This is a genomic window from Binatus sp. (SeqCode) (genome assembly GCF_036522015.1).
Lineage (GTDB): Bacteria > Desulfobacterota > Binatia > Binatales > Binataceae > Binatus.
Genome location: NZ_DATDGQ010000406.1, coordinates 1 through 26,103, shown reverse-complemented (window position 1 = coordinate 26,103; position 26,103 = coordinate 1). Strand labels below are relative to the sequence as shown.

General features: G+C 60.5%; 25 protein-coding genes. 13 read left to right on the top strand and 12 right to left on the bottom strand.

The features are described 5' to 3' along the window. Window positions 1-384 (top strand): amidohydrolase family protein (locus tag VIW95_RS17200; protein ID WP_331588846.1); only part of this gene is annotated, 384 nt, incomplete at its 5' end. Between the two features lie 8 nt (window positions 385-392). Next, a complete protein-coding gene (locus VIW95_RS17195) occupies window positions 393-1,070 on the top strand; it encodes a phosphoribosylanthranilate isomerase (protein WP_331588844.1) in 678 nt (225 codons plus the stop codon). Window positions 1,071-1,074: 4 nt separating this feature from the next. Here VIW95_RS17195 and VIW95_RS17190 read toward each other — a convergent pair whose 3' ends face one another. Together VIW95_RS17190 and VIW95_RS17185 are read right to left on the bottom strand one after the other, a co-directional pair. Then, on the bottom strand, window positions 1,075-2,415 hold the full coding sequence (locus tag VIW95_RS17190; protein ID WP_331588842.1) for a sigma-54 dependent transcriptional regulator: 1,341 nt from the start codon (window positions 2,413-2,415) through the stop codon (window positions 1,075-1,077). Further along, window positions 2,412-3,395 (bottom strand): sensor histidine kinase, encoded by a 984-nt coding sequence (locus VIW95_RS17185; RefSeq protein WP_331588840.1) that lies wholly within the window; start codon window positions 3,393-3,395, stop codon window positions 2,412-2,414. Before VIW95_RS17185 ends, VIW95_RS17190 begins: the two co-directional genes overlap by 4 nt. 260 nt (window positions 3,396-3,655) lie before the next feature. Between VIW95_RS17185 and VIW95_RS17180 the strand changes: the two genes are divergently transcribed. Continuing rightward, window positions 3,656-3,988: a DUF2834 domain-containing protein gene (locus VIW95_RS17180; protein WP_331588838.1), complete on the top strand. Its 333-nt coding sequence runs from the start codon at window positions 3,656-3,658 to the stop codon at window positions 3,986-3,988. Here the strand turns inward: VIW95_RS17180 and VIW95_RS17175 are convergent. Then, window positions 3,985-5,451 (bottom strand): amidohydrolase family protein, encoded by a 1,467-nt coding sequence (locus VIW95_RS17175; RefSeq protein WP_331588836.1) that lies wholly within the window; start codon window positions 5,449-5,451, stop codon window positions 3,985-3,987. The two genes, VIW95_RS17180 and VIW95_RS17175, sit on opposite strands and share 4 nt — an antisense overlap. A gap of 547 nt (window positions 5,452-5,998) precedes the next feature. Between VIW95_RS17175 and VIW95_RS17170 the strand changes: the two genes are divergently transcribed. The 5 genes from VIW95_RS17170 to VIW95_RS17150 all read left to right on the top strand — a co-directional run bounded on the left by VIW95_RS17170 (window position 5,999) and on the right by VIW95_RS17150 (window position 9,970). After that, on the top strand, window positions 5,999-6,361 hold the full coding sequence (locus VIW95_RS17170) for a hypothetical protein (protein ID WP_331588834.1): 363 nt from the start codon (window positions 5,999-6,001) through the stop codon (window positions 6,359-6,361). A 38-nt stretch (window positions 6,362-6,399) separates the two neighbouring features. Continuing rightward, window positions 6,400-6,807 carry a hypothetical protein gene (locus VIW95_RS17165; RefSeq protein WP_331588832.1) on the top strand — a complete coding sequence of 136 codons (408 nt, stop codon included), beginning with the start codon at window positions 6,400-6,402 and terminating at the stop codon, window positions 6,805-6,807. A 117-nt stretch (window positions 6,808-6,924) separates the two neighbouring features. Continuing rightward, entirely contained in the window at window positions 6,925-8,088 is a 1,164-nt protein-coding gene (locus VIW95_RS17160) for an ABC transporter permease (protein WP_331588830.1), read from the top strand. 12 nt (window positions 8,089-8,100) lie between these two features. Further along, window positions 8,101-9,261: an ABC transporter permease gene (locus VIW95_RS17155; RefSeq protein WP_331588828.1), complete on the top strand. Its 1,161-nt coding sequence runs from the start codon at window positions 8,101-8,103 to the stop codon at window positions 9,259-9,261. A gap of 49 nt (window positions 9,262-9,310) precedes the next feature. Continuing rightward, window positions 9,311-9,970 carry an isoprenylcysteine carboxylmethyltransferase family protein gene (locus VIW95_RS17150; RefSeq protein ID WP_349259339.1) on the top strand — a complete coding sequence of 220 codons (660 nt, stop codon included), beginning with the start codon at window positions 9,311-9,313 and terminating at the stop codon, window positions 9,968-9,970. On the opposite strand, the gene VIW95_RS17145 is transcribed toward VIW95_RS17150, so the two are convergent. After that, window positions 9,967-10,845 carry an aldo/keto reductase gene (locus VIW95_RS17145; protein ID WP_331588824.1) on the bottom strand — a complete coding sequence of 293 codons (879 nt, stop codon included), beginning with the start codon at window positions 10,843-10,845 and terminating at the stop codon, window positions 9,967-9,969. The genes VIW95_RS17150 and VIW95_RS17145 overlap by 4 nt on opposite strands. Window positions 10,846-11,158: 313 nt before the next feature. Between VIW95_RS17145 and VIW95_RS17140 the strand changes: the two genes are divergently transcribed. The 3 genes from VIW95_RS17140 to VIW95_RS17130 all read left to right on the top strand — a co-directional run bounded on the left by VIW95_RS17140 (window position 11,159) and on the right by VIW95_RS17130 (window position 13,030). Beyond that, window positions 11,159-11,908, top strand: coding sequence for a class I SAM-dependent methyltransferase (locus VIW95_RS17140; protein WP_331588822.1), 750 nt, complete (start codon window positions 11,159-11,161; stop codon window positions 11,906-11,908). 97 nt (window positions 11,909-12,005) lie between these two features. Next, complete coding sequence (locus VIW95_RS17135) at window positions 12,006-12,581, top strand: pyruvoyl-dependent arginine decarboxylase (RefSeq protein WP_331588820.1); 576 nt, start codon at window positions 12,006-12,008, stop codon at window positions 12,579-12,581. Then, complete coding sequence (locus tag VIW95_RS17130; RefSeq protein ID WP_331588818.1) at window positions 12,578-13,030, top strand: nuclear transport factor 2 family protein; 453 nt, start codon at window positions 12,578-12,580, stop codon at window positions 13,028-13,030. Before VIW95_RS17135 ends, VIW95_RS17130 begins: the two co-directional genes overlap by 4 nt. Before the next feature lie 4 nt (window positions 13,031-13,034). Here VIW95_RS17130 and VIW95_RS17125 read toward each other — a convergent pair whose 3' ends face one another. Genes VIW95_RS17125 through gnd form a run of 3 tightly spaced genes read right to left on the bottom strand, consistent with a single transcriptional unit; the run spans window position 13,035 to window position 16,456 of the window. Next, window positions 13,035-13,901: a class II fructose-bisphosphate aldolase gene (locus VIW95_RS17125; RefSeq protein ID WP_331588816.1), complete on the bottom strand. Its 867-nt coding sequence runs from the start codon at window positions 13,899-13,901 to the stop codon at window positions 13,035-13,037. Further along, window positions 13,898-15,427: a glucose-6-phosphate dehydrogenase gene (gene zwf, locus VIW95_RS17120; RefSeq protein WP_331588814.1), complete on the bottom strand. Its 1,530-nt coding sequence runs from the start codon at window positions 15,425-15,427 to the stop codon at window positions 13,898-13,900. Before zwf ends, VIW95_RS17125 begins: the two co-directional genes overlap by 4 nt. A gap of 12 nt (window positions 15,428-15,439) precedes the next feature. Further along, entirely contained in the window at window positions 15,440-16,456 is a 1,017-nt protein-coding gene (gene gnd / locus VIW95_RS17115) for a phosphogluconate dehydrogenase (NAD(+)-dependent, decarboxylating) (RefSeq protein WP_331588812.1), read from the bottom strand. A 184-nt stretch (window positions 16,457-16,640) separates the two neighbouring features. Here gnd and VIW95_RS17110 point away from each other — a divergent pair, with 184 nt between their 5' ends. Next, window positions 16,641-17,576 carry an oxidoreductase gene (locus VIW95_RS17110; protein ID WP_331588810.1) on the top strand — a complete coding sequence of 312 codons (936 nt, stop codon included), beginning with the start codon at window positions 16,641-16,643 and terminating at the stop codon, window positions 17,574-17,576. A 217-nt stretch (window positions 17,577-17,793) separates the two neighbouring features. On the opposite strand, the gene VIW95_RS17105 is transcribed toward VIW95_RS17110, so the two are convergent. The 5 genes from VIW95_RS17105 to VIW95_RS17085 all read right to left on the bottom strand — a co-directional run bounded on the left by VIW95_RS17105 (window position 17,794) and on the right by VIW95_RS17085 (window position 25,607). Continuing rightward, window positions 17,794-18,678 (bottom strand): alpha/beta hydrolase, encoded by an 885-nt coding sequence (locus tag VIW95_RS17105; RefSeq protein WP_331588808.1) that lies wholly within the window; start codon window positions 18,676-18,678, stop codon window positions 17,794-17,796. Window positions 18,679-18,850: 172 nt separating this feature from the next. Then, window positions 18,851-19,411, bottom strand: coding sequence for a hypothetical protein (locus VIW95_RS17100; RefSeq protein ID WP_331588806.1), 561 nt, complete (start codon window positions 19,409-19,411; stop codon window positions 18,851-18,853). A 158-nt stretch (window positions 19,412-19,569) separates the two neighbouring features. Further along, window positions 19,570-20,559, bottom strand: coding sequence for a Gfo/Idh/MocA family oxidoreductase (locus tag VIW95_RS17095; RefSeq protein ID WP_331588804.1), 990 nt, complete (start codon window positions 20,557-20,559; stop codon window positions 19,570-19,572). Window positions 20,560-20,682: 123 nt separating this feature from the next. Beyond that, complete coding sequence (locus VIW95_RS17090; protein WP_331588802.1) at window positions 20,683-21,519, bottom strand: hypothetical protein; 837 nt, start codon at window positions 21,517-21,519, stop codon at window positions 20,683-20,685. Between the two features lie 242 nt (window positions 21,520-21,761). Next, complete coding sequence (locus VIW95_RS17085) at window positions 21,762-25,607, bottom strand: PAS domain S-box protein (protein ID WP_331588800.1); 3,846 nt, start codon at window positions 25,605-25,607, stop codon at window positions 21,762-21,764. Window positions 25,608-25,849: 242 nt separating this feature from the next. Between VIW95_RS17085 and VIW95_RS17080 the strand changes: the two genes are divergently transcribed. Further along, window positions 25,850-26,103: carboxylesterase family protein (locus VIW95_RS17080; protein WP_331588798.1), on the top strand; the 254-nt coding region annotated here is incomplete at its 3' end.

Genomic DNA, 26,103 nt, shown 5'->3' with positions numbered 1-26,103 from the left:
GGCGGAGCGCACACCAAGTTCTTCACCGGTGGCGCATATACGACTGACTTCCTTGGCTGGCTGGTTCGCGACGAACAACGAATCACGCTCGAAGAGGCGCATTATCGCCTCTCCGCGCTGCCCGCGCACGCGGCCGGCTTTCGCGACCGCGGCGTTCTGCGCGAAGGGCTGGCGGCGGATGTCGTCGTTTACGACCTCGCTCGCCTCGGCGTCGAGCCGGATTGGGTCGGCGATATTGCCCACGACTTTCCCGGCGGCGAATGGCGTCGCGTGCAGCACGCGCGCGGCTATCGCGCGATCGTCGTCAACGGCGAGATGACCTGGGACGACGGTCGATGCACCGGCGCGACGCCCGGCAAGCTGCTGCGCGGCGGCCGTGGTTAATCGCGCCGATGGCAGTTCAAATCTACAGCATGACCTCAGTGTCCGATGCAGTCGCGACGGCCGACGCCGGCGCCGATCTGATCGGCCTGGTCATTGCCGAGCCTGGCGTTGTCGCCGAAGCGATCGGGGCCGACGCGGCGCGCGAAATCCTTGGGGCGATTCACCCGCGCTCGCGCGGTGTGGCGTTGTCGCTGTCCGACGATCGCGACGAGATTTGCGCGATGGTCGACGCCGTGCGCCCAGACGTCCTGCACGTCGTCGCGCGTGAGATCGAGCCTGAAGATTGCGCGTGGATGCGCAAGCGCATCGCGCCCGTGATGCTGCTGCGCGCGATAGCGGTACGCGCCGGGGAGACCCTCACCGAGGCTGACGCGCATCAGGACTGTGTCGATTACCTGATGCTGGACTCGGGCGCCAAGGGTGCGTCGTTCGCCGGCGCAACCGGCGAGACTCATGACTGGTCGGTGAGCCGCACGGTAGTCGAGCGGTCGCGAATTCCGGTAATCCTGGCGGGCGGCCTCTCGCCCGACAACGTTGCCGATGCGATCGCCACGGTCAAGCCGTGGGGTGTCGATTCGTTCACGCACACCGACGTTCCCGGGATTCGAGGAAAAAAAGATCCGGCGCGCGTGCGAGCATTCATCGCAGCCGCCAGACGCGCATTCGCGGAAAATTTGAAATCCTGAAAGCCTAAATTCCCAAGCGCTTCATCAGGCGCCACAGCGTCGCACGGTCGATACCGAGATTGCGCGCAGCCTCAGCGCGATTCCCGCGGGCGGCCTCGATCGCCGCGTCGATCCGCCCCGCCACTACCTTGTCGATCGATTCCTGCAACGTGCCGGTCATCGCTGCTCGCGGGCCTGCTCCACTTTGCTCGAGCAGCAGATCTTCGGGTGCAATAGTTTCGCCACGCGCGAGCACGGCCCCGCGCTCGATCGCGTTTTCCAACTCGCGCACGTTGCCGGGCCATCGATGCGCGAGAATCGCCTCCTCCGCTTCCGAGGTAAGCGCCAGCTTGCGTCCGGTCTCGGCTGTCTGACGCGCAAGAAAGTGGCGCGCCAACGGCATGATGTCTTCGCGACGTTCCCGCAGCGGCGCGAGTTGAATCGGAATCACGTTGAGACGGAAAAACAGATCCTCGCGAAAACGCCCCGCCGCGATCTCGTCGCGGATCGGTCGGTTGGTCGCCGCAACGATTCGCACATCCACTTTACGCGGCTCTGATCCCCCTACTCGCAACACCTCGCCTTCCTGAACGGCGCGCAGCAGCTTGGCCTGGAACTCGAGTCCGACCTCGCCGATCTCGTCGAGAAAGAGCGTGCCGCCCGAAGCCCGCTCGAAGCATCCCGCACGCACCGCGAGCGCCCCCGTGAACGCTCCCTTCTCATGCCCGAACAGTTCGCTCTCGAGCACGCCCTCCGCGAACGCCTTGCAGTTCACCGCCACGATCGGATTGCCGACGCGCTGGCTCCAGTAGTGCAGCAAGCGTGCGACTAGTTCCTTTCCGGTTCCGCTCTCGCCCTGTATCAGCACCGCGGCGCGGCTCGCCGCCACTCGCCGGACCAAGTCCAGCACTTCGCGCGAGCGCGCGCTTTCCGCGATTATCGTATCCGGCGAATAGCGAATCCCGATCTCCTGGCGCAGATACCGATTCTCGCGCTCAAGCCGGGTCATCTCGAGCGCTCGCGCTATCGTCGCTCGCAGTTCGTCGTTGTCAAACGGCTTGGTCACGTAATCGAAGGCGCCTTCGCGCATCGCGGCCACCGCGGACGAAACGCTGCCGTAGGCGGTAATCAGAATCACCGGTAGCTCGGGGCGCCGGCGTCGGATCTCGCGCAACAATTCCATCCCGTCCATCTCTTCCATCTTCCAGTCAGTCACGACGGCGTCAGCCCCGCGCTGCTCGACGGCTGTCAGAGCCGACGCGCCGCTGCGATGCGTTTCGCACTCGTAGCCGGCGTGCGCGAGCGCCGTGGCGATCACCTCCGCCACCCGCTCCTGGTCGTCGACGATCAGGATGCGCGGTTTCATGCCGCCGCCGTTGTGGCGCTGCCCGTGGCCGGCAGGATTACTGAGAATCGGGCGCCGCCGGAAATACTTTGTCCAACCCGGATACTCCCGCCATGGGCTTCGACGATCTGTCGCGCGATCGCGAGTCCCAGTCCGATTCCGGCGGCTCGCGTAGTGAAGAACGGTTCGAAGACGCGGCCGCGGAGCTCGGCTGGGACACCCGGCCCCGAATCTGCAACCGCCAGTTCGATTTGGCCGTCGCCCGCAAACACCTCGAGCTTGATCTCGCCGCCCGTCGCTACTGCCTCGACCGCGTTGTCAACCAATCCGACCAGCACCTGCGTCATCAGATCGGGATCGACGTTAACGTCGATCACATCGAGCTCGCGATTTGCCGGACGCTCCACTCGCACCTGCTTGGCCGACACTTCTTCGCCCGTCGCATTCACAACCCGCGCAAATAGTTCCGCAATCGGCATTCTCACGGGAGAAATATGTGCCGGACGGGCGAAAGCCAACAGCGCGTTGATGAGATTGCCGAGCCGATCCGCTTCCTGGGTGATAAAAGTGCAGGCCCGGCGCGCGTCGAGGTCGTTGGCCGGCACCGTATCGCGCAAATTTTGCGCGGCCGATCGAATCACCGCGAGCGGATTTCGCACCTCGTGCGCGATCGCGGCTGCGAGCTGCCCGAGCGCCGCGAGCTTTTCGTGCTGAATCAATTTCGCGCGCGATTCGCTGATCGTTTCCATCTGCGATCGGATCAGTTGTGACGCGTGCGCTTCGCGGCGCCGGCCCTCGATCGCGTCGCCCAACAAATATCCCAGCAGCGCGAACGAGCCGCCGAACCATGCCGCCGCGAACATCATCGCGTCGTGGCCGTTGATCGCGAAGCTGGTGCCGAGCCACTTGAACGCCAGTGTGTCTGCGATACCGGTCAGCGCGCCGAGCGCGGCGCACACCCATCGTAGGCGTCCGTCGCGGCTCGACTCGTCGTTTTCCATGTCCGTTTATCTCTGTTTCCTAGCTACCGCGCGCTTGCATTTCAATCGACGTTGCAAGAATCGTGGCGCTGCCAGTTTCTCACTCTTAGCGGCGCTCTCCCAAGCTCGAACCTTTGCGAACACGCAACGCCGTTGAGATTTGCAACGGTCGTCGCGCCGCGCGTCGGTGCGATCACCGCGGCATTCCGCGCGACTTCAATTTCATCCACGCTGGCACGCGGCTTGACTATCGTTCGGCAATCGCATCAAGGAGAACACCAATGAATCGCAAACAACTCGCACTTTCGGCCGTCCTGATCGCTTTCGTCGCGCAGGAGGCCTACGCCATTTATCTTTACGGCTATCTCGGCTTCTTCCGCATGATGTTCGCGAACTTCGCCACTATCACAGCGATGATCGATCTCGTCATCGCGTTGACGCTCGTCATAGTCTGGATGAGCGACGACGCCGAGCAGCGCAAAGTTTCCGCCCTGCCCTATCTCGTGATCACTATCGCGCTCGGCAGTGTCGGTCCGCTGCTCTACCTGATTCGACGCCTCGGCGATCGCACCGAGCACGACGCGTCGCTCGCGCCGCATGAAGTCCGCAATTAGCTGCGTGCGAGCAGCGCGGCGGCTTCCTTTTCGACGCGTGTGCCCTTGAAAAAATTCGGGTTGGCCTCGCCCCAGAAGCGCACCGGGTTGACGAACATGAAATCGCGGAAGTCGTCGTGCGTGATCAGTTCGTCCTCGACCAGTTCGTAGGCTTCCGGCACAACGTCCTTCATATCCGGCACGTCAAAATGACCGATGTCCGAGCCGAACAGCACGTTCAGCTTCGCGCCGTATGGATTGGCCTTGCGGTTGAACGCGTACGCGTTGATTGGGTCGTCGGCTTCGCATCCGAAATAGAAGTTATCGACAAACAATTCGCGGATGTCTTCGGCGCGCTTGATCTTGCACGCGGCGAAATCGTCGAGCTCGCGAATCCCGCCAGTCGCGCCGCTTTGGTCGCGCTCGAGAATCGTCGCGACGCCGCCGCTCTTCCCGGAAATCTTGCCCTCGACCCACTTCCCGCCGTACTCGCCAATCAACTGAGTCAGCATCTCGCGATCCAGGTTGGCCGGATTCGTATCCTCGAGCGCCTCTCGATTGCGCTTCTTCCAGTGACCGATCAGATCGCAGTAAAGCGCGCAGGCCCATCCAACGCCGCCCTCGAGGAATCCCATCTTCAGTTGCGGAAAGCGGCGCGTGACGCCGCCTAAGAAAATCGCCTTGCAGACGGCCTCGCTCGCGGCGGCGAAATGCCCGATGTGGTTGTAAACGAAATTCGTCGGCGAGTTGCGCAGTCCAACACCGCGGGAACCCGAATGGAAGGTCGGCGAGATTCCCAGTTCGACGCACTTCGCCCACACCGGATCGTAGTTGTACTCGCTGTCGAGCCCGAGCATGTCGAACCACATCGCGAATCGCGCGGCGTCCGGCTTCTTCGCCGCCACCGCAGGAATCTGGCGCCGCACCATGCTCGCCATCATCACGACCTTCAGCCCGAGTTCCTTGACGACGTACTCGAGCTCCGCGCAGGCCTCCTCCGGCGTGTGCATCGGAATTACCGCGGCGGGCGTCATGCGATCGGAAAACTCGCCGAAAAATTCCGCGATGAAGCGGTTGAACGCGCGGCAGGTCGCGCGGCGCGTTTCGTCATCCGGATGAAACGGAATGCCGAGCCCGGCGGTTGGATAGAGCACGGTGAAATCCATTCCGAATTCGTCGAGCCGTTCGTAGAGCAGCCGCGGCAAGATCTCGGTCGCGCGATCGCGCGTGTTTTTGGTCGGCAGCGCCCAGAATGCTTCCTGCGCGCGCCGCGTGTGCTTGCGGTCATCCTCCGAGGAGGTCAGTTGCTTCGACACCCGTCCGTTGAACGCGCGAAATCCCTCGACCGCGCGGCTGCCGCCGAATTTTTCCAGCTGCTCGACGATGATCGGCCCGAACTCCAGCCAATGCCCGTCGGCATCGATCACAGGATGCTTGAGACTCGCGCGAATCCGTTGCGCCTCTGAGATGCTCCCGCTGGCCATGGTTTCGCCTCCAATTTATTTCCGAAGCTTAGTATCGAAGCCGTGCAGTTTCCAAACTGCACCAGCGTCGTCGGATAGGGTCCTAATTTTGAATTTGCGTTGTACCCCCCGATGGCCGCGGGCGTGACAGATCGGCTATGGTCGGTCGAAGAATTGATCGGAGAAGCTGCTGTATGCCGTCAGAGCGAATAAAGAGTCTCCGCAAACTCGGCGTCGCCCTTGGTCCTTGGGCAATCATGGCGTTTTGGTTTGGACTGCTGGCGGGCGGGGCTCAGACGAAATGGGTGCGCGTAGGCTTTACGATTGCCGCATCATTTTGTTCCCTTGCGGTCGTAGCGCGAATCGTCAATTGGTACTGGCATGAACTTCTCGGCTGGCTCTGGAATCGGTTTGCCACAGAAAAATCAAATTAGGACACTACCCACGCCCGCGACGGCCGCTGGCGCAACGGATCGGATACGGTCTGTCGAGGAATGCTTGCGGAGGCTCTAGAAGGATCGGATGAACATTCTTGCGCGGGTTTGGTAGGGAGAATGCCCATACAGGCATGAAGCCCCGCCACGCAGGCGCGATCGCGCTTATGCTGCTTACTGGATGCGGCACCGGACTGCCCGTCATAGCGCCTGAACTGCCTGAATGGAAGATCATGCAACCGCCGCAGATAGAGGGCCGACCGCATCCAACCCCCGATGAAACCGCGCCACGCTCTAAATGGATTGTCGCTCCTGCGGACACGCACAACTATCCGACTCAGAACAGGTGCGAACAGGCGCTCGAATACTTGCGGGAAAGAGCGCGTCAATATCCTGCAGGCTTTCCGCAGCTCGCTAAGCTTTCCGCGCCGTATTCTAACCTTTACGACAAGTCGCGCTGCGTTTCGATAGATGATCCGAACCTCAAATCAAATTAGGACACTACCGCCTTTTTCTACAATCGGGGGTGATACCGATGCTCATATCCGGCATAGCCATGGTAATGGCGGGATTTCTCGTTGCGTCCTATTTGTTGGCCTTTTCCGACAGAAATGCTGCGAGCGCCCTGTCTCTCTTCGGGCTCACGATTATTGCTGGCGTCGCGATTCCCAATATTCCTCGCATCACCCATATGGGAGCTGAAGAAGGAAAATCCTCTATCAGCCTCGACATGCAGCAAGCCATTGCTGAAGTTAAAAGCGATGCCGCCGAAGTTAAACTCGACAAAAACGAAATCCTAGAGATCAAAGCGCAGCTGCACGAGGATGCAGAGATCGTCAAGGAAATGAACGCTATACGGGTCCCTCTTAACTCCATTCCGAAGAACAAAGGGCAAGATGCCAAGGCGCGAGCGGTCCCGCAAAATGCGCTGCCACCAAATTAGGGCACTACCTGGCGTCGGCGCCCTCTAGGATCGCACGCGTCGAACGTCTACAATCCATCACTTTCCAGTTTGCGCCGACGTCCTTTTTGCCCGGAACGATTTTCCCGGGAGGGTAAATTGATCCCGATTCGCTACAACTTGCGCAGCCTGATGGTTCGACGCGCGACCGCGGCGATGACGGCCTCGGTCGTCGCGCTGGTCGTGATGTTGCTGTTCATCCTGTCGGGATTTGTTGCCGGGCTGCGCGCGACCGTGATGCAAAACGCGCTGCCCGACAACTGGATCGTGCTCAGCCGCGGCACCACCGAGGAGGGCAACAGCTTCATCTCGCACGAGCAGTACGAGATCGTCAAAAGCCGCCCGCAGATTGCGACGACTGCCGACGGCCAGGCGCTGATCTCGCCGGAAATGATCACCGGCTTCAATGCGAAACCCGAGGCGCCGCCTTCCCAATCGCTATTCACGATGCTGCGCGGCGTCTATCCAATCGCCTATGAGGTGCATCGCGGCATGCGCCTGGAGAGCGGTCGCTGGCCGGCGCGCGGCGCATCCGAGATGGTGGTCGGCCGCAAGCTCGCTGCGCGGTTCCCCAACCTCGCGGTCGGCAGCGATTTCAAATTCGGGCCGAGCACTTTCAAAATCGTCGGCATCTTTTCCGATCAGGACAGCGCGCGCGAGTCTGAAGTGCTGACCGATCTCGGCATCCTGACCCAGGACATTCACTTCGCCAACGGCTTCGCGGTGCTGCACGTCGTGCTCAAGCCCGGCACGCATGACGACTTCGCCAAATCGCTGACAACCGATTCGCGGGTCAAGCTGGATACGATGTCGGAGCAGGATTTTTACGCGAAGCAGACCGGCTTCGTCGATCAGTTGCGCGCGCTCGGCCTGATCGTCGCGCTGATTCTCGCCGTAGGCTCGGTGTTCGGCGCGATGAACACGATGTATTCGGCGGTCGCGCGCCGCACCAGCGAAATCGGCGTGCTGCGAGTGCTCGGTTTCAGCCGCATCAACGTGCTCGCGAGTTTCGTAATCGAGAGCATCGTGCTCGCGCTGGCCGGCGGCATTCTCGGTGAGATTCTCGGGGTACTGGTCGCGTATTCGACGGGGCTTAACAGCCAGCTGATGAACGTCGGCGAATTCATCTTCAGATTTCGGCTGACGCTGGGCGCGTTCGTGTCGGGACTGGTCGCCGCAATCTTAATCGGCGCGCTCGGCGGATTTCTGCCGGCGTGGCGCGCCTCGCGCATTCGCGTGGTCGAATCGCTGCGCTCGGTCTGAACAGGAGCAATCATGTTCAACTGGATTAAATTGATCGAACGCAACATGCGGCGAAATCTGCGGCGCACGATTCTGACTATTCTCACCATCGCGCTCGCCACCTTCATCTACACGGTGCTGGTCTCGGTGCCGGCCTCGATGGATCGCGTGGTTAAGGACGCGTCGGGAACGCTCCGCCTCATCATCAACAACAAGACCGCGCCGTGGGAGGATTTGCCCGCGCGCTACTGCGACGATATCAACAAAATGCCCGGCGTCGCCGCGTGCGTCGCGATCACGGGATGGCCGGCGACGTGGCGCGACGTCAGCGACCCGGTCTTCGCGGTCGGGGCCGGCCCCGAGATAGGCGACGTGTTCCCTGACTACGCGTTGACTGCCGAGCAGCGCGCGGCAACCTTCGGAGAAAAGCGCTCCGCCGTCGTCGGTGAAATCCTGATGCGTAAACACGGGTGGAAAGTGGGCGACACGATCACGCTCCGCAGCACCGACGCCGATCACATGGAGATGACCTTCCTCATCACGGGAACCATGAGGTCCAAGCGCTATCCCAATACCTTTCTAATGCGCCGCGACTACATGATGGCAGCGCGCAAGGCGCACGGCATGCGCGATGAAGACTACGCGTGGAACATAATAGTGCGCGCCAACAGCAACGACGCGATGGCCACGCTCGCCAAGCAGATCGACGAGCACTTCGCCAATTCCGACGCCGAAACGCGCACCATGACCGAAAGCGACGCACTGTCGTCAGGCCTATCCGCGATCGGCAACATCAGGGCGATAGTCTTCGCTCTATGCCTGGTAGTGCTGCTGACCGTCCTACTGATAGCAGCTAACTCCACGGTCATGATGGTGCGCGAACAAATTAGCGACGTAGCCGTGATGCGAGCGTTAGGCTTTAGCCGCGGCGCAGTAGGAGTGCTGCTATTCGGCGAATGCGGCACGATAGGTCTCTTAGGTGGACTCATAGGAGCCGGCAGTGCCCTATGGATGTTCTCTGGCGGTATCACGCTAGGCGCAGCACTAAGTGGCAACGGGGCCCTATGGGTAACTCCCGCGCAAACCCTGAATGCGCTAATAGCGGCCTTGGCAGTAAGTCTGATAAGCGGGATAGTCCCAATCCTGGAAGCAGTAAGACTCCGGCCAGCGCTGGCCTTCCGCAAAGTAGTCTAGGTCAGCACCTCGAGCGTTGCCACGCTCGGGCAGTGGTTTCGGAGTTCCGATGCATACCTTGGCCGCCAGATTGACCCTCATCGCTTTCTTAGCCGTCCTCAGTATCGGGTTGACAATCCTCGGCATGGGTGGGATCGCGCCTATCTTCACTCATCCTCCGCTAATGACGCTGGCAGTAGTGGTTTGCCTGCTGCTCGTCGCATCGACGTTCACTTCTGGAAATTTGAGTTCAGGTGAGCGCGAAGATCGCGGCAACCGATGGGTCCTGGCTGTCTTCGGGGTGCTGCAGTTGATGGTCGCCTATCTGCCCGCCTACACGGATCGGATAAATTTCTGGACCCTCGACGGTGATACAGTTCGATGGATTGGCGTGGTCCTCTTCGCCGTCGGCGGCGTGCTGAGGATGTGGCCAGTGTTTGTGCTCGGCCGCCGGTTCAGTGGGCTAGTCGCGATCCAACACGACCACACTCTAGTCACGAGGGGCATCTACGGCGTCATCCGCAATCCGAGTTATCTCGGATTCATCATCAACACCCTGGGATGGGCGCTGGCATTTCGTTCAGGCGTCGGCGTGGTTCTCGCCGCCTTCCTTATACCCCCGATAGTGGCGCGCATCCGCGCGGAAGAAGCAATGTTACGCACACAATTCGGCGCAGAATTCGACACCTACAGCGCCTACACCTATCGTTTGATTCCCGGCCTCTACTAGATCGTGTCCGACACGCCCGGAATGAACAGCGGCTCCATTGCGTAACGGTCGACGTCGGCTTCCATCTCCGCGCGCGCTGGCGCTGTCGCTTTCATGCTCGCCGCATCGAGGATGTCGCGCAGCAGGGTCGCGTCGCTCGAGGTGTTCAGGAAGAGCCCCGGCCGGCTCAGCACAAAATGGACGCCTCTGCGGATCGCGTCGCGATCGCGTAGCGGCTCGTACCAGCTGAATTTCCGGCCGTCGCCATTTTGCCATCGGCGCCGCGCTACCGACTTGATCGTCTGGGTCGCCACGCCGCGCTCGCGGCAGACTTTCAGCAGCGCCTCGGCATCGGCAGCGTACTGATCGATGTTCAGCATCGTGAAATTGTAGGGAAACAGCACCGAGTCGAACGCGAACCGTTCCAGGCTCCGGCGATGCATCGCGGCAACCTGCGAGCCGTGACCGGTGACGCCGATAAACCGCACCAACCCCTGGTTGCGCGCTTCGACCAAAGCCTCGAGCGCCCCGCCTGCTCCCAGTGCCGTCGTCCACTCATTCTCCGCGACCAGGTTGTGCATCTGGATCAAATCGATCTGATCGACGCGCAGCCGCTCCAGCGAGCGATGGAGACTGTCGCGCGCGCCTTGCCGGGTGCGGTCGCCGGTCTTGGTGGCGAGAAAAAACCGCTGGCGATGCTCGCGCATCCACGGTCCAATCCGCAGTTCCGATTCGCCGTACGACGCGGCGGTATCGATATGATTGATGCCGAATTCGAGCAGCAGCTCGAGCACGCCGTCGGCCTTGTCCTGCTTCATCCCGCCCAGCGCGGCGGCGCCGAAGATGATCCGTGTGCTCTGATGCCCGGTTTTCCCAAATGGACTCGTCTCGATCACGATGTCACCTCGCCAAAATTTCTAAGAGTCACCATCTTACCGCGAACCGCGCAGATTGTAATATCGACGAATCTCGGCTAGCTTCGCCTGACCTTTCCAAAGGAGGTGCGTTTTATGATCACGACGAGTAAGAAGCTTGCGCCCGAAGTCCGCGAAACGCACCTGCCGTCTCGCTGCCGCTAAGCAATTCGCGTCATCACAGATCTGGCAGAGCGTTTCGAAGGCGTTGTTGCGCGCCGCGAAAACGTCTCAGCACGCGTGTGACTTCTTTCTGCGGCAGATTTGACTCCGCGATAAACTAGGAGCGACCAAATTGAACCTTTTTGAATTTTTCGCAACGATCGAGCGATATCACACAATCCAGAATCCGACTTCCGAGGAGAAGTTGGATTTGGCGATTCGTTACTGTGGCATCCGCGACGGCATGCGCATCCTCGATGTCGGATGCGGCAAGGGTTGGCTGATGCGCCGAATCGCCAGTCAGTTCGACGTTCAGGTGACGGGGCTTGAGATCCATCGCACCTTCGCTAATGAGGCGCGCCGGCTGGTTGCCGCGGAAAATCTCGCCAATCGAATCGAGATTGTTGAAGGACCAGCGCTCGAGTTCCATCCGGAGCCGGCTTGCTTCGACGTAGTGATGTGCATCGGCGCGTCCTTCGCACTGAACGGCTTCGAGTCCGCGCTCGATTGGATGAGCCAGGCGGCGAAGCGTGGCGGCGCAATCGCGCTCGGCGAAGTATTCGCGATGGGGTTGCCTTATCCGCCGGAAGTGTCGCTTGGATCCCGCGCCAGCACCGACTACCCAGATCGAACGCTGTGGGCGACTGTCGAGACGATGTGCGCGCACGGAATGCCGCTGCGCGGGCTGGTCGAAGCCTCGACCGACGACTGGCATCGCTATCATTCGCTGCATTGGCAGGCGGGCATGGACTGGGCGCTGGAAAATCCCGGCAATCCCGATGCGGCCCTGTTGAACGATCGCGACGGGATGCGACGCGCAATCGAACTCGACGGCCGGTATATGGGCTGGGCGATCTTCGTCGCGCGCAACGGCCTCGATTGAACGAATCGTTCACGAACCGATCATCCGGCGTAATCTCGCAAAACTCTTGCACTTGCTCTATGTAAATGACGAAATCGGATTCGAGGAACAAAATCAGATGGGTCCAACCGGTAAAGCTATTTTTCTGACCAAGGGCGTCGGCAGGCATCGCGAGAAACTCACTTCGTTCGAGCTCGCACTGCGCGACGCGCGGATCGCCGAATTCAACCTGGTTCGCGTCAGCTCGATTTTCCCTCCCGGCTGCAAAGTCATCTCGATTCAGGATGGCCTGAAGACGCTGACCCCGGGCCAGATCGTTTACACCGTCATGTATGACAACTCGACCGACGAACCGCATCGCCTGATGGCGACGTCGGTCGGTCTTGCGATTCCGGCAGACAAGGATCAGTACGGCTATCTCTCCGAACACAAGAGTTTCGGACAGACCGACGAGAGGGCCGGCGACTACGCTGAGGATCTGGCGGCGACGATGCTCGCGACGGCGCTCGGTGTGGACTTCGACCCAAACGTCAGCTACGACGAACGCAAGGACGTGTGGAAGCTGTCGGATAAAATCGTGCAGACGCGGAACATCACGCAGTCGGCGATCGGCGATCGCGACGGCCTGTGGACGACGGTCGTGACCGCGGCGGTATTTGTAAATCTACCGACGACGGACAAACAGCCAGGATGAATATCAGCGACCTCGAAAAGCGGATCACGACGCTCGAAGACATCGAGGCGATCAAGAAACTCAAGGCGCGCTACTGTGCGATTTGCGACGACAATCACGATCCGGCGAAAATCATTTCGTTGTTCGTTCCCGACGGAATCTGGGAGGGTGCCGGCGTCGGGCGGCATCAGGGACACGACGCGATTCGGAAACTGTTTCAGGGTTTCCAGGAACGGATCAGTTTTTCACAGCACAACGTGATGAATCCGAACATCGAGGTGAACGGCGAGCGCGCCACCGGCATCTGGTACTTCATCGGCCCGTTCACGATGCGCAGTGGCAATAGCGCGATGTGGCTCGGCGCGCGCTACGAAGACGATTACGTCAAGCGCGACGGCGAGTGGAAATTTTCGCACTTGCGCGCGATCGGCCGGATGTCGGCGCCGTACGAAAAGGGTTGGGCGAAGTAAGCCGTTACTTCGAACTGAACAGCGCGAGCCTCGAGCTGACTACCTTCTTCACCGCTTCGACGGCGGGCGTCAGAATTTTGTAGGGCGCCACTTCGTTTGGCTCGGCTGCCAGCCCCGCTTCGACTCCGCGCCGCCAGGCAATCCGGATTTCGGTGTTGACGTGGACGATCGTCATGCCGGCCTTGATGGCGCGCTTGAAATCGTCGTCGTTGGTGCCGGAGCCGCCGTGCAGCGTCATGAAGATTTTCGCCGACGCCTTGATCTCCGCGATGCGCTCGATGTTGAGCCGCTTCTGCACATTGCCGTGAACCATGCTCGCGAGCATCCCGTGCATGTTGCCAACGGCGGGCGCCAACACATCAACTTTGGTGGCATCGACGAATTGCCGGGCCTCCTCCGGAGTGGTCAAGACGCCGACGCCCTCGGGAACTTTGTCTATTACGGCCGACGACGCGCCGATCCAGCCTATTTCGCCTTCGACCAGAATCGCGGGGTTGATCGATTTGATCGCTTCGATCGCTTTTTTCGTCTGCTTGATGTTTTCCTCGAACGGCAACGCCGAGCCGTCGAAGATGATTTCGTCGAAGCCGGCTTTCGCGGCCTCTTCGGCGTGAGCGATAGAATGAGTGTGGTCGGCGTTCAGGAAAATCGGGTAGTTGTACTCGTCGCGAATCGCACGCACCAGCGCGGCGGCCTGTTGCACACCGGTAAATTCGCGCTCGCCTTCGGACACGCCGACCATCACAGGAAGTTCCTGGTCGCGAGCGGCGGCAACGATCGCGTTGAACGCCACCAGATCGGAAAAATTGAAATGGCCGATCGCGACTTTGTTCACTTCGGCCCGCTTGAGTACGTCACGCAGCGACATCATGAGTTCTCTCTCCATTTTCGGCCGTCGTGTTTGAGTAGATCGTCTGCCGCGCTCGGCCCCCACGAGCCGGCCGCGTAATTGGGGAAGTCGGCTGCCGGGGTCGCTTTCCATGCGTCCAGAATCGGATCGACCACGCGCCATCCCGCGTCCACCGTGTCGGCGCGCTGGAACAGGGTCGGGTCGCCAAGCATGCAATCGAGCAGCAGCGTCTCGTAGCCGATGCTTTCCGCGGCGCCGAAATAATCCGCATACTTGAAATTCATATCGACGCCGCCGAGCTTGACCACGGGTCCCGGCACCTTTGCGTTGAAGCTGAGCGAGATGCCCTCGTTCGGCTGAAGGTGCATGACGAGCTCGTTCTGCTCGAGGTGCCTGACGTGGGTCTGCCGGAACAATAGCATCGGTGGCACCTTGAACCTGATTACAATTTCGGTGAGGCGTTTCGCCATCCGCTTTCCCGTGCGCAGATAAAACGGCACGCCCGACCATCGCCAGTTGTCGATCGCGAGCTTCATCGCGACGTAAGTTTGGGTGCCGGACTTGGGATCGACTTGCGGCTCCTCGCGATAGCCCGGCACCGGCTTGTCTTCGAGGGTACCGGCTCCGTACTGTCCGCGCACCGCCCATTTCGGGACGTCCTCGGGTTTGAGCGGACGGATTGCGCGCAGCGCCTTGGTCTTCTCGTCGCGCACGGGCTCGGACTCGAACGAATTCGGCGGTTCCATAGCCGTCAGCGAAACCAGCGCGAGGATATGATTCGGCACCATGTCGCGCAGCGCGCCGGTCGCTTCATAGAATGCGCCGCGATGCTCGACGCCGACGGTCTCCGCCACCGTGATTTGCACGTGATCGATATAGTTGTTGTTCCACAGCGGCTCGAAGATGCCGTTGGCGAAGCGAAACGCCAGGATGTTCTGGACGGTCTCTTTGCCGAGATAGTGATCGATTCGATAGATCTGATTTTCGTGCAGGCATGCGCCAATCTCGCGATTGAGCGCGTTTGCGGATTCCAAATCATGGCCGAATGGCTTTTCGATAATCACTCTGCGCCAATGGCCATCGGTTTCCTTCGTGAGACCCGCGCCGGCCAATTGCTTGACGATCTCGCCGAAGAAACTCGGCGAGACCGCGGTGTAGAACAAATAATTTCCCGGCGTGCCGTGCAGCTTGTCGGCGGTTTCGAGCGCCGACTTCAGACTTGTGTAGGTCGCCGGATCGGTAAAGTCGCCGGCCATGTAGGAAATGCGATCGTCGAACCATTTCCAGAGTTCGGGCTTGACCTTGGTGGTTGTGAATTGACCGATCTCGTCGCCGAGCTGCTTGCGGAAATCTTCGGAACTCATCTTCACGTTGCTGACGCCGACGATCGCGAAGTTGTCCGGCAGCAGTTTGTTGGCGAGCAAATTGTACAGCGACGGTAACAACAGCCGCTTGGTCAGGTCGCCGGTCGCGCCGAAGATCACGAACACGCACGGATCGCCGGGGCGTCCATGCGCCGATGGGTTCTTTGGAGCAGCGTCAGGCATCGCGACCACCCGCTACGCCTTCTTTTCGATGTGGCCGCCGAATTCGTAGCGCATCGCTGACAGGAGCTTGTCGGCGAAGTCGGCCGCGCCGCGCGAGCTGAAGCGTTCGTAGAGTGCGGCGGTAAGCACGTGTGCCGGGACGCCTTCGTCGATTGCCGCGTCGATCGTCCATCGACCCTCACCCGAGTCCGACACGCGGCCGGCAAATTTCTTCAGCTCAGGATCGCCGAGCATCGCATCGGCGATCAGATCCAGCAGCCACGACGCGATCACGCTGCCGCGCCGCCACACCTCGGCAACGTCGGTGAGATTGAAATCGTACTGGTAGAGCTTGGGATTGCGTAGCGGCGTGGTTTCCGCGTCGACCGCATGGGTCTGCTGGCCGACGTTGGCGTTTTTCAGAATGTTCATCCCTTCCGCATACGCCGCCATGATGCCGTACTCGATTCCGTTGTGAACCATCTTCACAAAGTGACCGGCGCCGTTCGGCCCGCAGTGCAGGTAGCCATGCTCGGCGGTGCTGCCCTTGACCTTCTCGCGGCCGGCGGTGCGCGGGGCGGAATCGATCGGCGGCGCGAGCGTGGAAAAAATCGAATCGAGATGCTTGATTACTTGCGGCTCGCCGCCGATCATCTGGCAAAATCCGCGCTCGAGTCCCCACACACCGCCGCTAGTGCCGGAGTCGACGTAGTGAATCCCCTTCGCCTGCAGCGTTTCGGCGCGCCGTATATCGTCGATGTAATACGAATTGCCGCCGTCAACGATGATGTCGTCGCGCTGAAACCGGCTCGACAGGTCCGCCACCGTCTGCTCGACAACGGCCGCAGGAACCATCATCCACGCAACGCGCGGCAGCTTGAGCTTGGCGGCAAAATCGTCGAGCGACGACGCACCGATAGCGCCCTCCTTTGCCAATTCCTTGACCGCGTCGGCGCTGACGTCGAACACGACGCATTCGTGACCGCCACGCAGCAGGCGCCGCACCATGTTCGCACCCATTCGGCCCAAGCCGACCATTCCCATTTGCATTGTAGTCGCTCCTTGTTGAAGGGACCCGTATCGACAAAATTCTACCGCATCGCCGCGTCTATGGCTTCCCACAAACACAGTCACCTGCGCGGTGGGCGGCAGGGGTGACCCGTGCACCCAGTATTCATGCGACACTGCAATCGTGTGATAGCTTTCATCTGACCGACCAGGAGGAATGCGCGCGATGCCCGACAAGAAAGCGTGGACCGCCAATGACATACCGGATCTTTCAGGCAAGACGATCGTCGTAACCGGCGGCAACAGCGGCATCGGTTATGAAGCCGCGCTGGAGTTCGCGCGTAAGCGGGCCGATGTCATTTTGGCGTGTCGCGACCTCGGCAAGGCACGCACCGCGGCCGCGCAAATTGCCGCATCAGCGGCGGGTGCCAAAGTCGATGTGATGGAGCTGGATCTTTCGAACCTGGCGTCAGTGCGGGGATTCTCCGATGCGTTTCATTTGCAGCATCAGGCGTTGCACGTGCTTTGCAACAACGCCGGCGTCATGGCCATTCCGTATCGGCAAACGGCCGACGGCTTCGAAATGCAATTCGGCACCAATCACCTCGGACACTTCGCGTTGACCGGCCTGCTGCTTGATCGCCTGCTCGCCACCGAAGGCGCGAGGGTCGTCAACGTTGCCAGCGGCGCCCACCGCTTCGGATCGATTCGTTTCGACGATCTCCAATGGAAGAACGGTTACCGCAAGTGGCGCGCGTACGGGCAGAGTAAGCTCGCGAATCTGCTGTTCACGCTCGAGTTGCAGCGCAAGGTGGATGCGGCCGGCAAGAAATTGCTGGCCGTCGCGTGTCATCCCGGATACGCGGCGACCAATCTGCAAGCGGTGGGGCCAAAGATGTCGGGATCGTCGGTGATGGAATATCTCTCCGAGGCGGGAAACAGACTGCTGGCGCAGAGCGCAGCGATGGGTGCGCTGCCGACCGAGTATGCGGCGGTCGCGCCCGATGTCCACGGCGGCGACTACATCGGGCCCGACGGCATGGCCGAGCTGTGGGGGCATCCCGCGCCGGTGGGACGTAGTGCGGCGGCGCAGGACGGAGCGGCCGCATCGCGGCTGTGGGAAGTTTCCGAGCAACTCACCAACGTGCACTACGCGTTTTGAGCGGGTGATCCGGCGCGGGACCTCTCCCCTAACCCCTCTCCCTTCTGGAGAGGGGAACAGAGCGGCGGAATCTTGAATCGCGCGCGAAAAATGCGCGCTGTATAAGGACCCTCACCTTCGATCCTCTCCCTTACAGGGAGAGGGGAAGAGCTGCTTACCGGGTTATGCAGAGCTCTCCTTACGGGGAGAGGGGAAGAACTGCTGGCCAGGCTCTCCTTCAGGAGGTGCGCGCGAGTACGAATTTTCCGATCTTGTCGATTGCCTGCTGGCCTTCCGGCAATATCTTCGCGAAGACATGCCAGACGTGGGGCATGTCGTCCCAGACTTCAAGCTCGACCTCGACGCCGGACGCCTTTGCGCTTGCGGCCACTCGCGTCGCATCGTCGAGCAGAATTTCCGCGTCGCCAACGTGGATCAGCATCGGCGGCAGACCGCGAAAGTTCGCGTGCACGGGAGACACCAGCGGATCCTTGGGGTCGTGCGTGCCGTAATACTGCCTGGCCGAGTGCGCCAGGTTCTCCTGCGTCACCATCACGTCCTTCGCCGCTCGCGTGCGCACCGATTCACCGGTGCCTTCCAGGTCGGTCCACGGTGAAATCGGAACGGCGCATGCCGGCATCGGCAGCCCCGCGTCGCGAATCGCCAGCAGCGCCACGATCGCGAGTCCTCCGCCAGCCGAATCGCCGGCGATAACAATCCTGCCGGGCTTGTAACCCTGCGCGAGCAGCCATCGATACGCCGCGATCGTGTCCTCGACGGCGGCCGGAAACGGATGCTCAGGCGCGAGCCGATAGTCAATCGCCAGCGCGCGCGCATTCGACGCTCTCGCAATTCTCGAGACCATCGCGCGATGCGTGTTGATCGAGCCGACCACGTAGCCGCCGCCGTGCAGATACAGGATGACTCGATCCGCGGACGCGCCGGGCGCCGAGATCCATTCGGCATTAACGCCGCCTGCGCTCACCTTCTCGCAAATCACGTCGGCGGGGACGCGCTCGCTAATCCGCTCCATCCCGGCGCGCCGATTCTCGATCGATGCGCTCGGGTTCTGCGGCTGCGACTTGATTCGCTCGATTACCTTGCTCAGTTGTTCGCTCGCCATATTCCCTCCGTGTCCATGCGCGGGTTACAGCGACGGCTATATCACGAAATGGCGGGGAATGGACTGTGCTCGCAGTTGTTCCACACGCACGGAGAGGTTGCGCGACTGCCAATCTGCAAAAGAAAAAACGCGGACGCCGCGTCATGCAGCGCCCGCGCCGGTGCAATGAGATTTACGGCTTGATGTCGGCGCAGCCAGAATTGTTCAGCGGGAGGTCGAACGTTCCGACCGCAATGAAATTACTCGTTTTTGTCTTGCAATTATGGAAATCGTAGGTCCCGACGATATCGCTGTTAGTGCCCAGATGGCCGATGAGTTTTGCTTTGCACTTACCGCCAGCGGTGAGCGTTCCAGTGAATCCTGTCCCCTTCACTTTTCCCGAGACGAAGCCATACGCATAGGCGCCATCGTCCCACCTGAACTCGTAGTAACTTTCGTTCATTCCGCCAACGATTTTCGTGCCATCCTGGATGATCCCAATCCAGCCGTATCCGGTCCCATAATTCCGATCGTCCAGACTGCCATCATGGCTCGATCCGTCCCAGCATCCATTGAAATCGCTGGGTGGTGATTTCTTGTCGGGTTGCGTCGCAACAGATCCTTCCGCGTGTCCACCCTCGTCACCAGGCGTTGCCGCCGCGTCCTGCGCGAAGGCACGTCGCGCCGAGCCGATCACGCCCGCCGACAGCAGCCCCGCGCACGCGACGATTACGAATGTCTTTGTCAATTTCATGACGGATTCTCCCCCTTGACGGATTTTCCCCTTTTAGCTGATTGTACCGCTAAGAATTAGAGGAAAATTTAACTATTACGTCTAGTTAATTCAAGCTTTAACCGGTCATAAATGATTTTTGCCCGCAAATGCTCGCAGTATTAGGCGGCCGGGCCCCGTCAGGTCGCACGTGGCGGAAGGCCTGCGGCTCGATAGACGTCGTCGATCAGGCGCATATTGATGATTCCCTCGGCGCAGTCGGTGGGAAATTTCGCCTCGCCGCGCACGGCGCCTAGGAATGCGCGCAATTGATGTGTGAACGTCGTGTCGCCCGGCACCGTCTCACTCTTTTCGCCCGCGCCCGTCTTCACCGTGAGCTGATGTCCCCGCTGCGGCGCGATCGGATTTATCACGCGCAATTCTCCGCGATCGCCGCGCGCCATGAAGGTCGCGTTGATCACAGAATCTTTCCTCATCGCGCAACTCATCTTCGCCGTCACGCCGCGTGCTAGTTCGAGATCGACATCCATCGCAATATCGATGTTCTTCGGTCCGGTCTCGGCCTTCGCGCTGACTACGCGCGGCGTCATGCCGGAAAAATAGCGGATCATGTGGAGCGGGTAGCATCCGAGGTCCATCGTCGCGCCGCCGGCGAGGCTCCAATCGAAACGAATGTTCGTTTCCGGAATCGGCACCGAAAATTGTCCCTCGACGTGGACCAGGCGGCCGAGCGTCCCATCGGTCATAAGCGCGCGGATACGATCCGCAAGCGGATGATAACGGTAGTGGAACGCCTCACCGAGAATCTTCCCGCTTTCGTCTGCTGCCTTGGCCATCCGCTCGGCTTCGACTGCGTTGGAAGCGAGAGGCTTTTCGCATAGCACATGCTTGCCCGCGCGCAGCGCCGCGATCGTCCATTCGCAATGAAGCGAGTTCGGCAGTGGATTGTAAATCACGTCGAGTTCGGGGTCGTTGACGAGATCGTCGTAGGTCGCGCTCACTCGCGGGATTCCGTTAGCGGTGGCGAATTCCTGCGCACGCTTCGGGTCGCGCGCCGCGATAGCGACCACCTCGGCATCCGGCACGTTGTGCGCCGCCTTGATCAATGCGTCGGGCGCAATTCGCGCCGCGCCGAGTATTCCAAACCGGATTGCACGTTGTTTTGCCATGGCTATACCGCCTTACCGAAATCAGTTATCCGGATGCGCGGGCATAATCAAAGCAAACAACTTAATTTAATGTGAAACCCGCGGTGGGTTTCACACTTCCTTCGGCAGGGTAACCCCTGCACCTTAGTGTGACCCAGTGCTGACCGCCGGGGGAGAGGCCTTTGCCGTCGCCATTTTGAAGCCGCTAGCCGCTTCCATTCGCGAGAGCGCGTAGCGGTATGGCTCATTCGAGATTGTGACGACACCCTGGTAGGGATGAGCCAGTTCCAGGATCGCGAGGATGGTCATGCCGAGCAGAATCGAAAAGAATCCGCACATCAGCACTTGCGCGCGAAAAACGTTGCTGCCGAAAAAGTAGCTGAACCCGATCGTCATCAAGCATCCAAGATAAATCACCGTCCAGACCACGGATGGAAGGTCTTCTTCGTAAAAATTAAACCGCTGGCTGCGCGCCTGGCTGATGAGGTTGAGCTGATCGATCGACTTGTCCATCAACATTTGCTCGCGGCTGTCCGCGGTGTGATACGAGAGCACCGTGGCCCAAAGTTCGTGGGCGCCGACTTTTCCACCTTGAAAGGTGTTGTCGGCCATCTGCGGCCATTCTTTTTCGATGACACGGTGTGAGTATTCGAGGACAGCCGAATCGAGCTGCGAGCGCATCGGTTCGGAGAAGGCGGCACCGAGTTTGTAAAGGCTCTCGAGCGCCGTCGCTTCCGTAAGCGCATAGTCATTGGCGTCATTGAATCGCTCCCACGCGGCCACGATGACGAAGGCAAGCACCAGGCCGTAAAAGGCGCCCAGCACCCCGAACGTGACACCCGCCACCTCGTGGTTCTTCTGCAAGCGGTCCAGCGGAACCAACCATCTTACGAGGCAGAGACCGGCTACACTGCCACCGCCGAACACCACGATGACGAAAATGATCTGCGTCGCGGCGCCACAGTAGAGTAGGAAATTCATTATTCGAATCCCTCCGGGCGACCTGCGCCAGCGAGGCGAATCGCCCCGGTCAGACTAAAGTACCGCGGCGCGATTTCAAAACCGGAACCGGCTTCGCTGGCGCAAAGCTGTCCGAGGTCCTTCCTCCCCTCGCGTTGCTCAGGTCGTCAGGATGACACAAAACACGAAGCTGTCCGGAGGCTCGCCCGATCGCGTTGCTCGTTCCGTCAGGATGACAAACAAGAGCGCGCGAAGACGCCGCGCTATTCCTGGACGCTTGTGCTATCTCGAACGCCGCTCGAGCTCGGCTTTGCCGCCGCGTCGTCGTGCTTCGAATTCTCGACCACGGTCGCGATCGCCTTGAGCAGCGTCGATTTCTTGACCGGCTTGCTGACGTGCATATCGCAGCCAACTTCGATTGCGCGGTGCACGTCCGCTTCGAGTGCTGCGGCTGACAGCGCGATAATCGGGGTCCTGCCGCGTTTGTTGGCTACCTCCCATTGACGAATCTTGCGCACCGCCCCGTATCCATCGAGCACCGGCATCTGGATGTCCATCAGGACCACGTCGTAAGCCCGTGTCGTGAAGTGATCGACCGCCGCTTGACCGTCCTCCACTTCGTCGAGCGCGTAGCCGCTCTTTTTCAGATAGGCGGTGACCAAGAGGCGATTATCCGATGAGTCGTCTGCGAGCAGGATACTCAGCGGACGGTCAAGGAGATGCGTGCCCGAACCATTCAGCGCGACTTCAGGGCGAGGCACAACGGCCGGGTGCGCCGGCGCGGCAATTTCCGCCATCGCGTCGGAAATCGCAGCGTACAATTCGCGACGCTTGACCGGCTTTATCACGTAGTGATTCACGCCCAGCTCTCTGATGGCATTCAGGCGGGTGCTGAGACCGTCGGAAGTCACGAGCATGACGATCGGCGCATTTCCATTCGGACCGAGCCGCACTTGCCGTATCATCTCGAGACCGTCCATTACTGGCATCTGCAAATCAACCAGCAGCAGGCCGAACGGCGCGCCGTCGCGATTCGCAGCCGCGAGCGCGGCCAGACCTTCGGCTGCGGAGCTCGCTTGGCTGACTGTGGCTCCACTGGCAGTTACCATCTGGCTGACGATCGAGCGATTGGTCTCGTTGTCATCGACCACGAGCACGTGGACAGAAGACATCTCAGCGAGCGCAGCCCCGCGATGCGCGGGCGCTTCGCTTTGGTCAATGACCGCGGGCGGCAGGCCGAGCTCCACGGTGAAATGGAAGGTGCTCCCCGTGCCGACTTCGCTCTCGACCCAGACCCTGCCTCCCATCAATGCGACCAGCCGCTCGACAATTGTCAGGCCAAGTCCGCTGCCGCCGTATTTTCGCGTGATTGATGAGGCGGCCTGCGTGAAGGCGGAGAAAATGTTAGGCAGCATCTCTTGCGGCATTCCGATGCCGCTGTCGCGCACCGAGAACCGTATGCTGCCGGGGTTGGACTGGCCGGGGTTGTGTGCGACGTCGATCACGACTTCACCGCGCTCGGTGAATTTGATCGCGTTGCCGATCAGGTTGGTAAGCACCTGGCGCAGCCGCAGCGAATCGCCGACCAGCGTTGGCGGCAAATCGGCGGCGAAGCGCACGGCGAGCTCGATTCCTTTTTCGTGCGCACGCACCGCCAGAGTGTCGGCAACCTTCTCCGTCAGCTCGGCCACATCGAACACCGCCGCCTCGAGGTTCAGGCGTCCACTCTCGACTCGCGCCAGATCGAGGATGCTGTTGATCAGTTCGAGCAGCGTGTTGCCGTTGCTGATGATGGTGTCGAGGTAACGCCGCTGTTCCGAATCGAGCTCGCTCTCGCCGATCAGGTCGGCCATGCCGAGGATGGCATTCATCGGCGTGCGAATTTCGTGCGACATGCTGGACAGAAATTCGGTCTTCGCCTTCGACGCGGCCAGCGCCTTCTGGCGCGCGGCCTCGAGGTCGGTGATATCGCGCGCGATCGACAGCGCGCACTCGCGCCCGCCCAGCTCGAGCACGACGGCCGAGACCAGGGCTGGAAAAGTACTGCCGCTGACGGTGCGGAAAATGGTCTCGAAGTTACGCACCTCGCGCTGCCTGACCAGGGTTTCGGTGAAGAGCTCGAGCTGCGCGGTGCTTTGCCAGACTTTGACCTGATCGAAGCGCTTGCCGACGATTTCATTTTTTGCCAGCCCGAGCGACCGCACCATCTCGTTGTTCACGTCGATGATGATGCCGTCGCTCATGTCGGTCAGCGCGATATTGTCGACGCTTGAGTCGAATATCTCCCGCAGCATCGCTTCGCTGCTTTGCAGCTTGCGCTCCTGCTCCTTGAGCTTGGTGATGTCGCGGGCGGTCGTCACGATACGCGCCTCGCCGCCGAGCTCCACCACCACCGACGAGAGCAGCACCGGAATCGCGACGCCGCCCCTGGTCGGAATTGTCACTTCTAAATTCCGCGCCTGGCCGGTCGACATGAGCGACTCTCGATACTCGTTCTCAAAACGGTTGTCGGCCACTCTTGGCGAGATCGTTCCGATGATCTCGTCACGCGAAAATTCGCTGAGCCGTAAGAACTCGTCATTGACATCGACAAAGCGACCGTCGAGGTCGGTGATCGACAGCGGGTCCAGGATCGAGTCGAAGATTTTGCGCAGGCTGGCCTCGCTGTCTTTGAGCTTTTGTTCTGCCGCGAGGAGATCGCCAATGTTGCGCGTGATCGTCAGGACGGTCAGCTTGCCGTCCAGCTCAACCATCGTACCGGACATCAGGCACGGTATTGGAGTTCCATCCTTGGCATAAAAGGTCGCTCGCATGTTGCGGACTTCGCCGTTGCGGATCATCAAGGCGGAGAAGTTGTCCGATTCCTCGCGGCTCGGCCAAACCCCGACCTCCCAATACGTCTTGCCCAGCACCTCTTCCCGGCTGAAGCCGGTCGCGCGAGAGAATTCGTGATTGATGTCGGTGTAGCGCCGCGTCATCGCATCGGTAGTCGTCACCGAATCGAGATTCGCGTCGAAAATTTTGCGCAGGGTGGTCTCGCTGTTGCGCAGCTTTCGCTCCGCTTCTCTGACGTCCGAGATTTCACGGACCACGATGATCGCGCAATTCTGATTGTTCAGCTGGACTACGACCGCGGAAATCAGTGCCGGCATCGGGCGGCCATAGCCAAGGCCGTTGAGCTGGACCTCGAGGTTTTTCACCACTCCGCTTTCGTGGAGTTCCTTCATGAACTGATCGCGTGCGGCTGCTTCCGCAAAGAAATTGAAGTCGGTATCCGCTCGGCCTATCACCAGCTCCCGCGGCACTCGGCTGCGTTCGACGAACTGGTTGTTGACCTCGAGGATCGCGCCGGTGTCGAGGTTGGTGACCACGACCGTGTCGCCGCTTTGCTGGAAAATCTGCCGGAACTTTTCTTCGCTGTCAGTGAGTTTCTGATTGCTGCTTAGCCGGTCTGCGAGGTTTTGCGCGTTCGCGCGCCGATTCTTCATTTGCAGATAGACGTTTGACTGTCCTAGCCCGACGGCGGTCATGAGTCCCAGCCAATACATCGATGGATCGGAATCAACGATCCCATGCGTGTGCCCCAGCGCGTAAAAGCAAATCATCCCGGCTGAGCTAACCGCCGCCTGCCAGCCCCAATCCCACGGCATCAGCGTGGCCGCGCCGACAACGATCACCATCACTGACACGAACAGCGCTTCTACGCGCGTGGATGCGGTACAGATCGCAGTCGTCGATACGAGCAACGCGATACAAACAAAGAGGACGAGCTGGCGCCAATAGCGCGGCATCGCGGCCGTAAAGCTCGACAGAAACAACACCCCGCCGATGGCGATGTTGATTAAATGCAGGCTCACCGTCGCGTCGAACGTCGATGCGGACGCGTGACGGTGCTCCGCTGCGTAGATTAGCTCGAAAAAAACCACCAGCACCGCGCCCGCACGCCACAAAACCAGGACGTTCGGATCCGCGACTCGCGAATTCGACAAAGTAGTGCGCGAACGAGCACGCTCCAGCTCACCCGAATGCAGAGCTTGGGTGTTCAGCTGGTCATGCTCGCGGTTACTTTCGCTCGAGGTGGCGTGATGCTGCTTGGGCGTAGCGCCCATTCGATATCCTTCCCGTCCCCGGCCGGCGCAGGGATCCATTGATCACAGCAAGTCCAATGCCCGCAAATCTGTCGCAGATCCGGAGAGTACGGGCTGATTGCTCATCAATTTCTCGACGCGCGGAGCGGTTCGACGTCCAGGTGTCCCACATTGGGATTGCCTGGACGTGCACACTCGGCGTTTGTTACCTGCACACCAATTCTGCGAGAATCGGCGCAATTCTCGAATCGAGGTTCATCCACATGACCGCGACTGTTTCAATTCATCAGGGCAAACTCGAAGGCGACGAGCAGGGCGGACTGCTCGTCTTCAAAGGAATTCCGTTTGCGGCGCCGCCGGTCGGCGCGCACCGATGGCTCGCGCCCCAGAAGCCCGCATCGTGGACGGGAGTTCGCGACGCTCGTCGCTTTGGCGCGGTCGCTCCTCAGAACCGCGTGATGCTCAGCGCGCTCTCCGCGATGGTGATTGACGGCGAGCAATCCGAGGATTGCCTCAC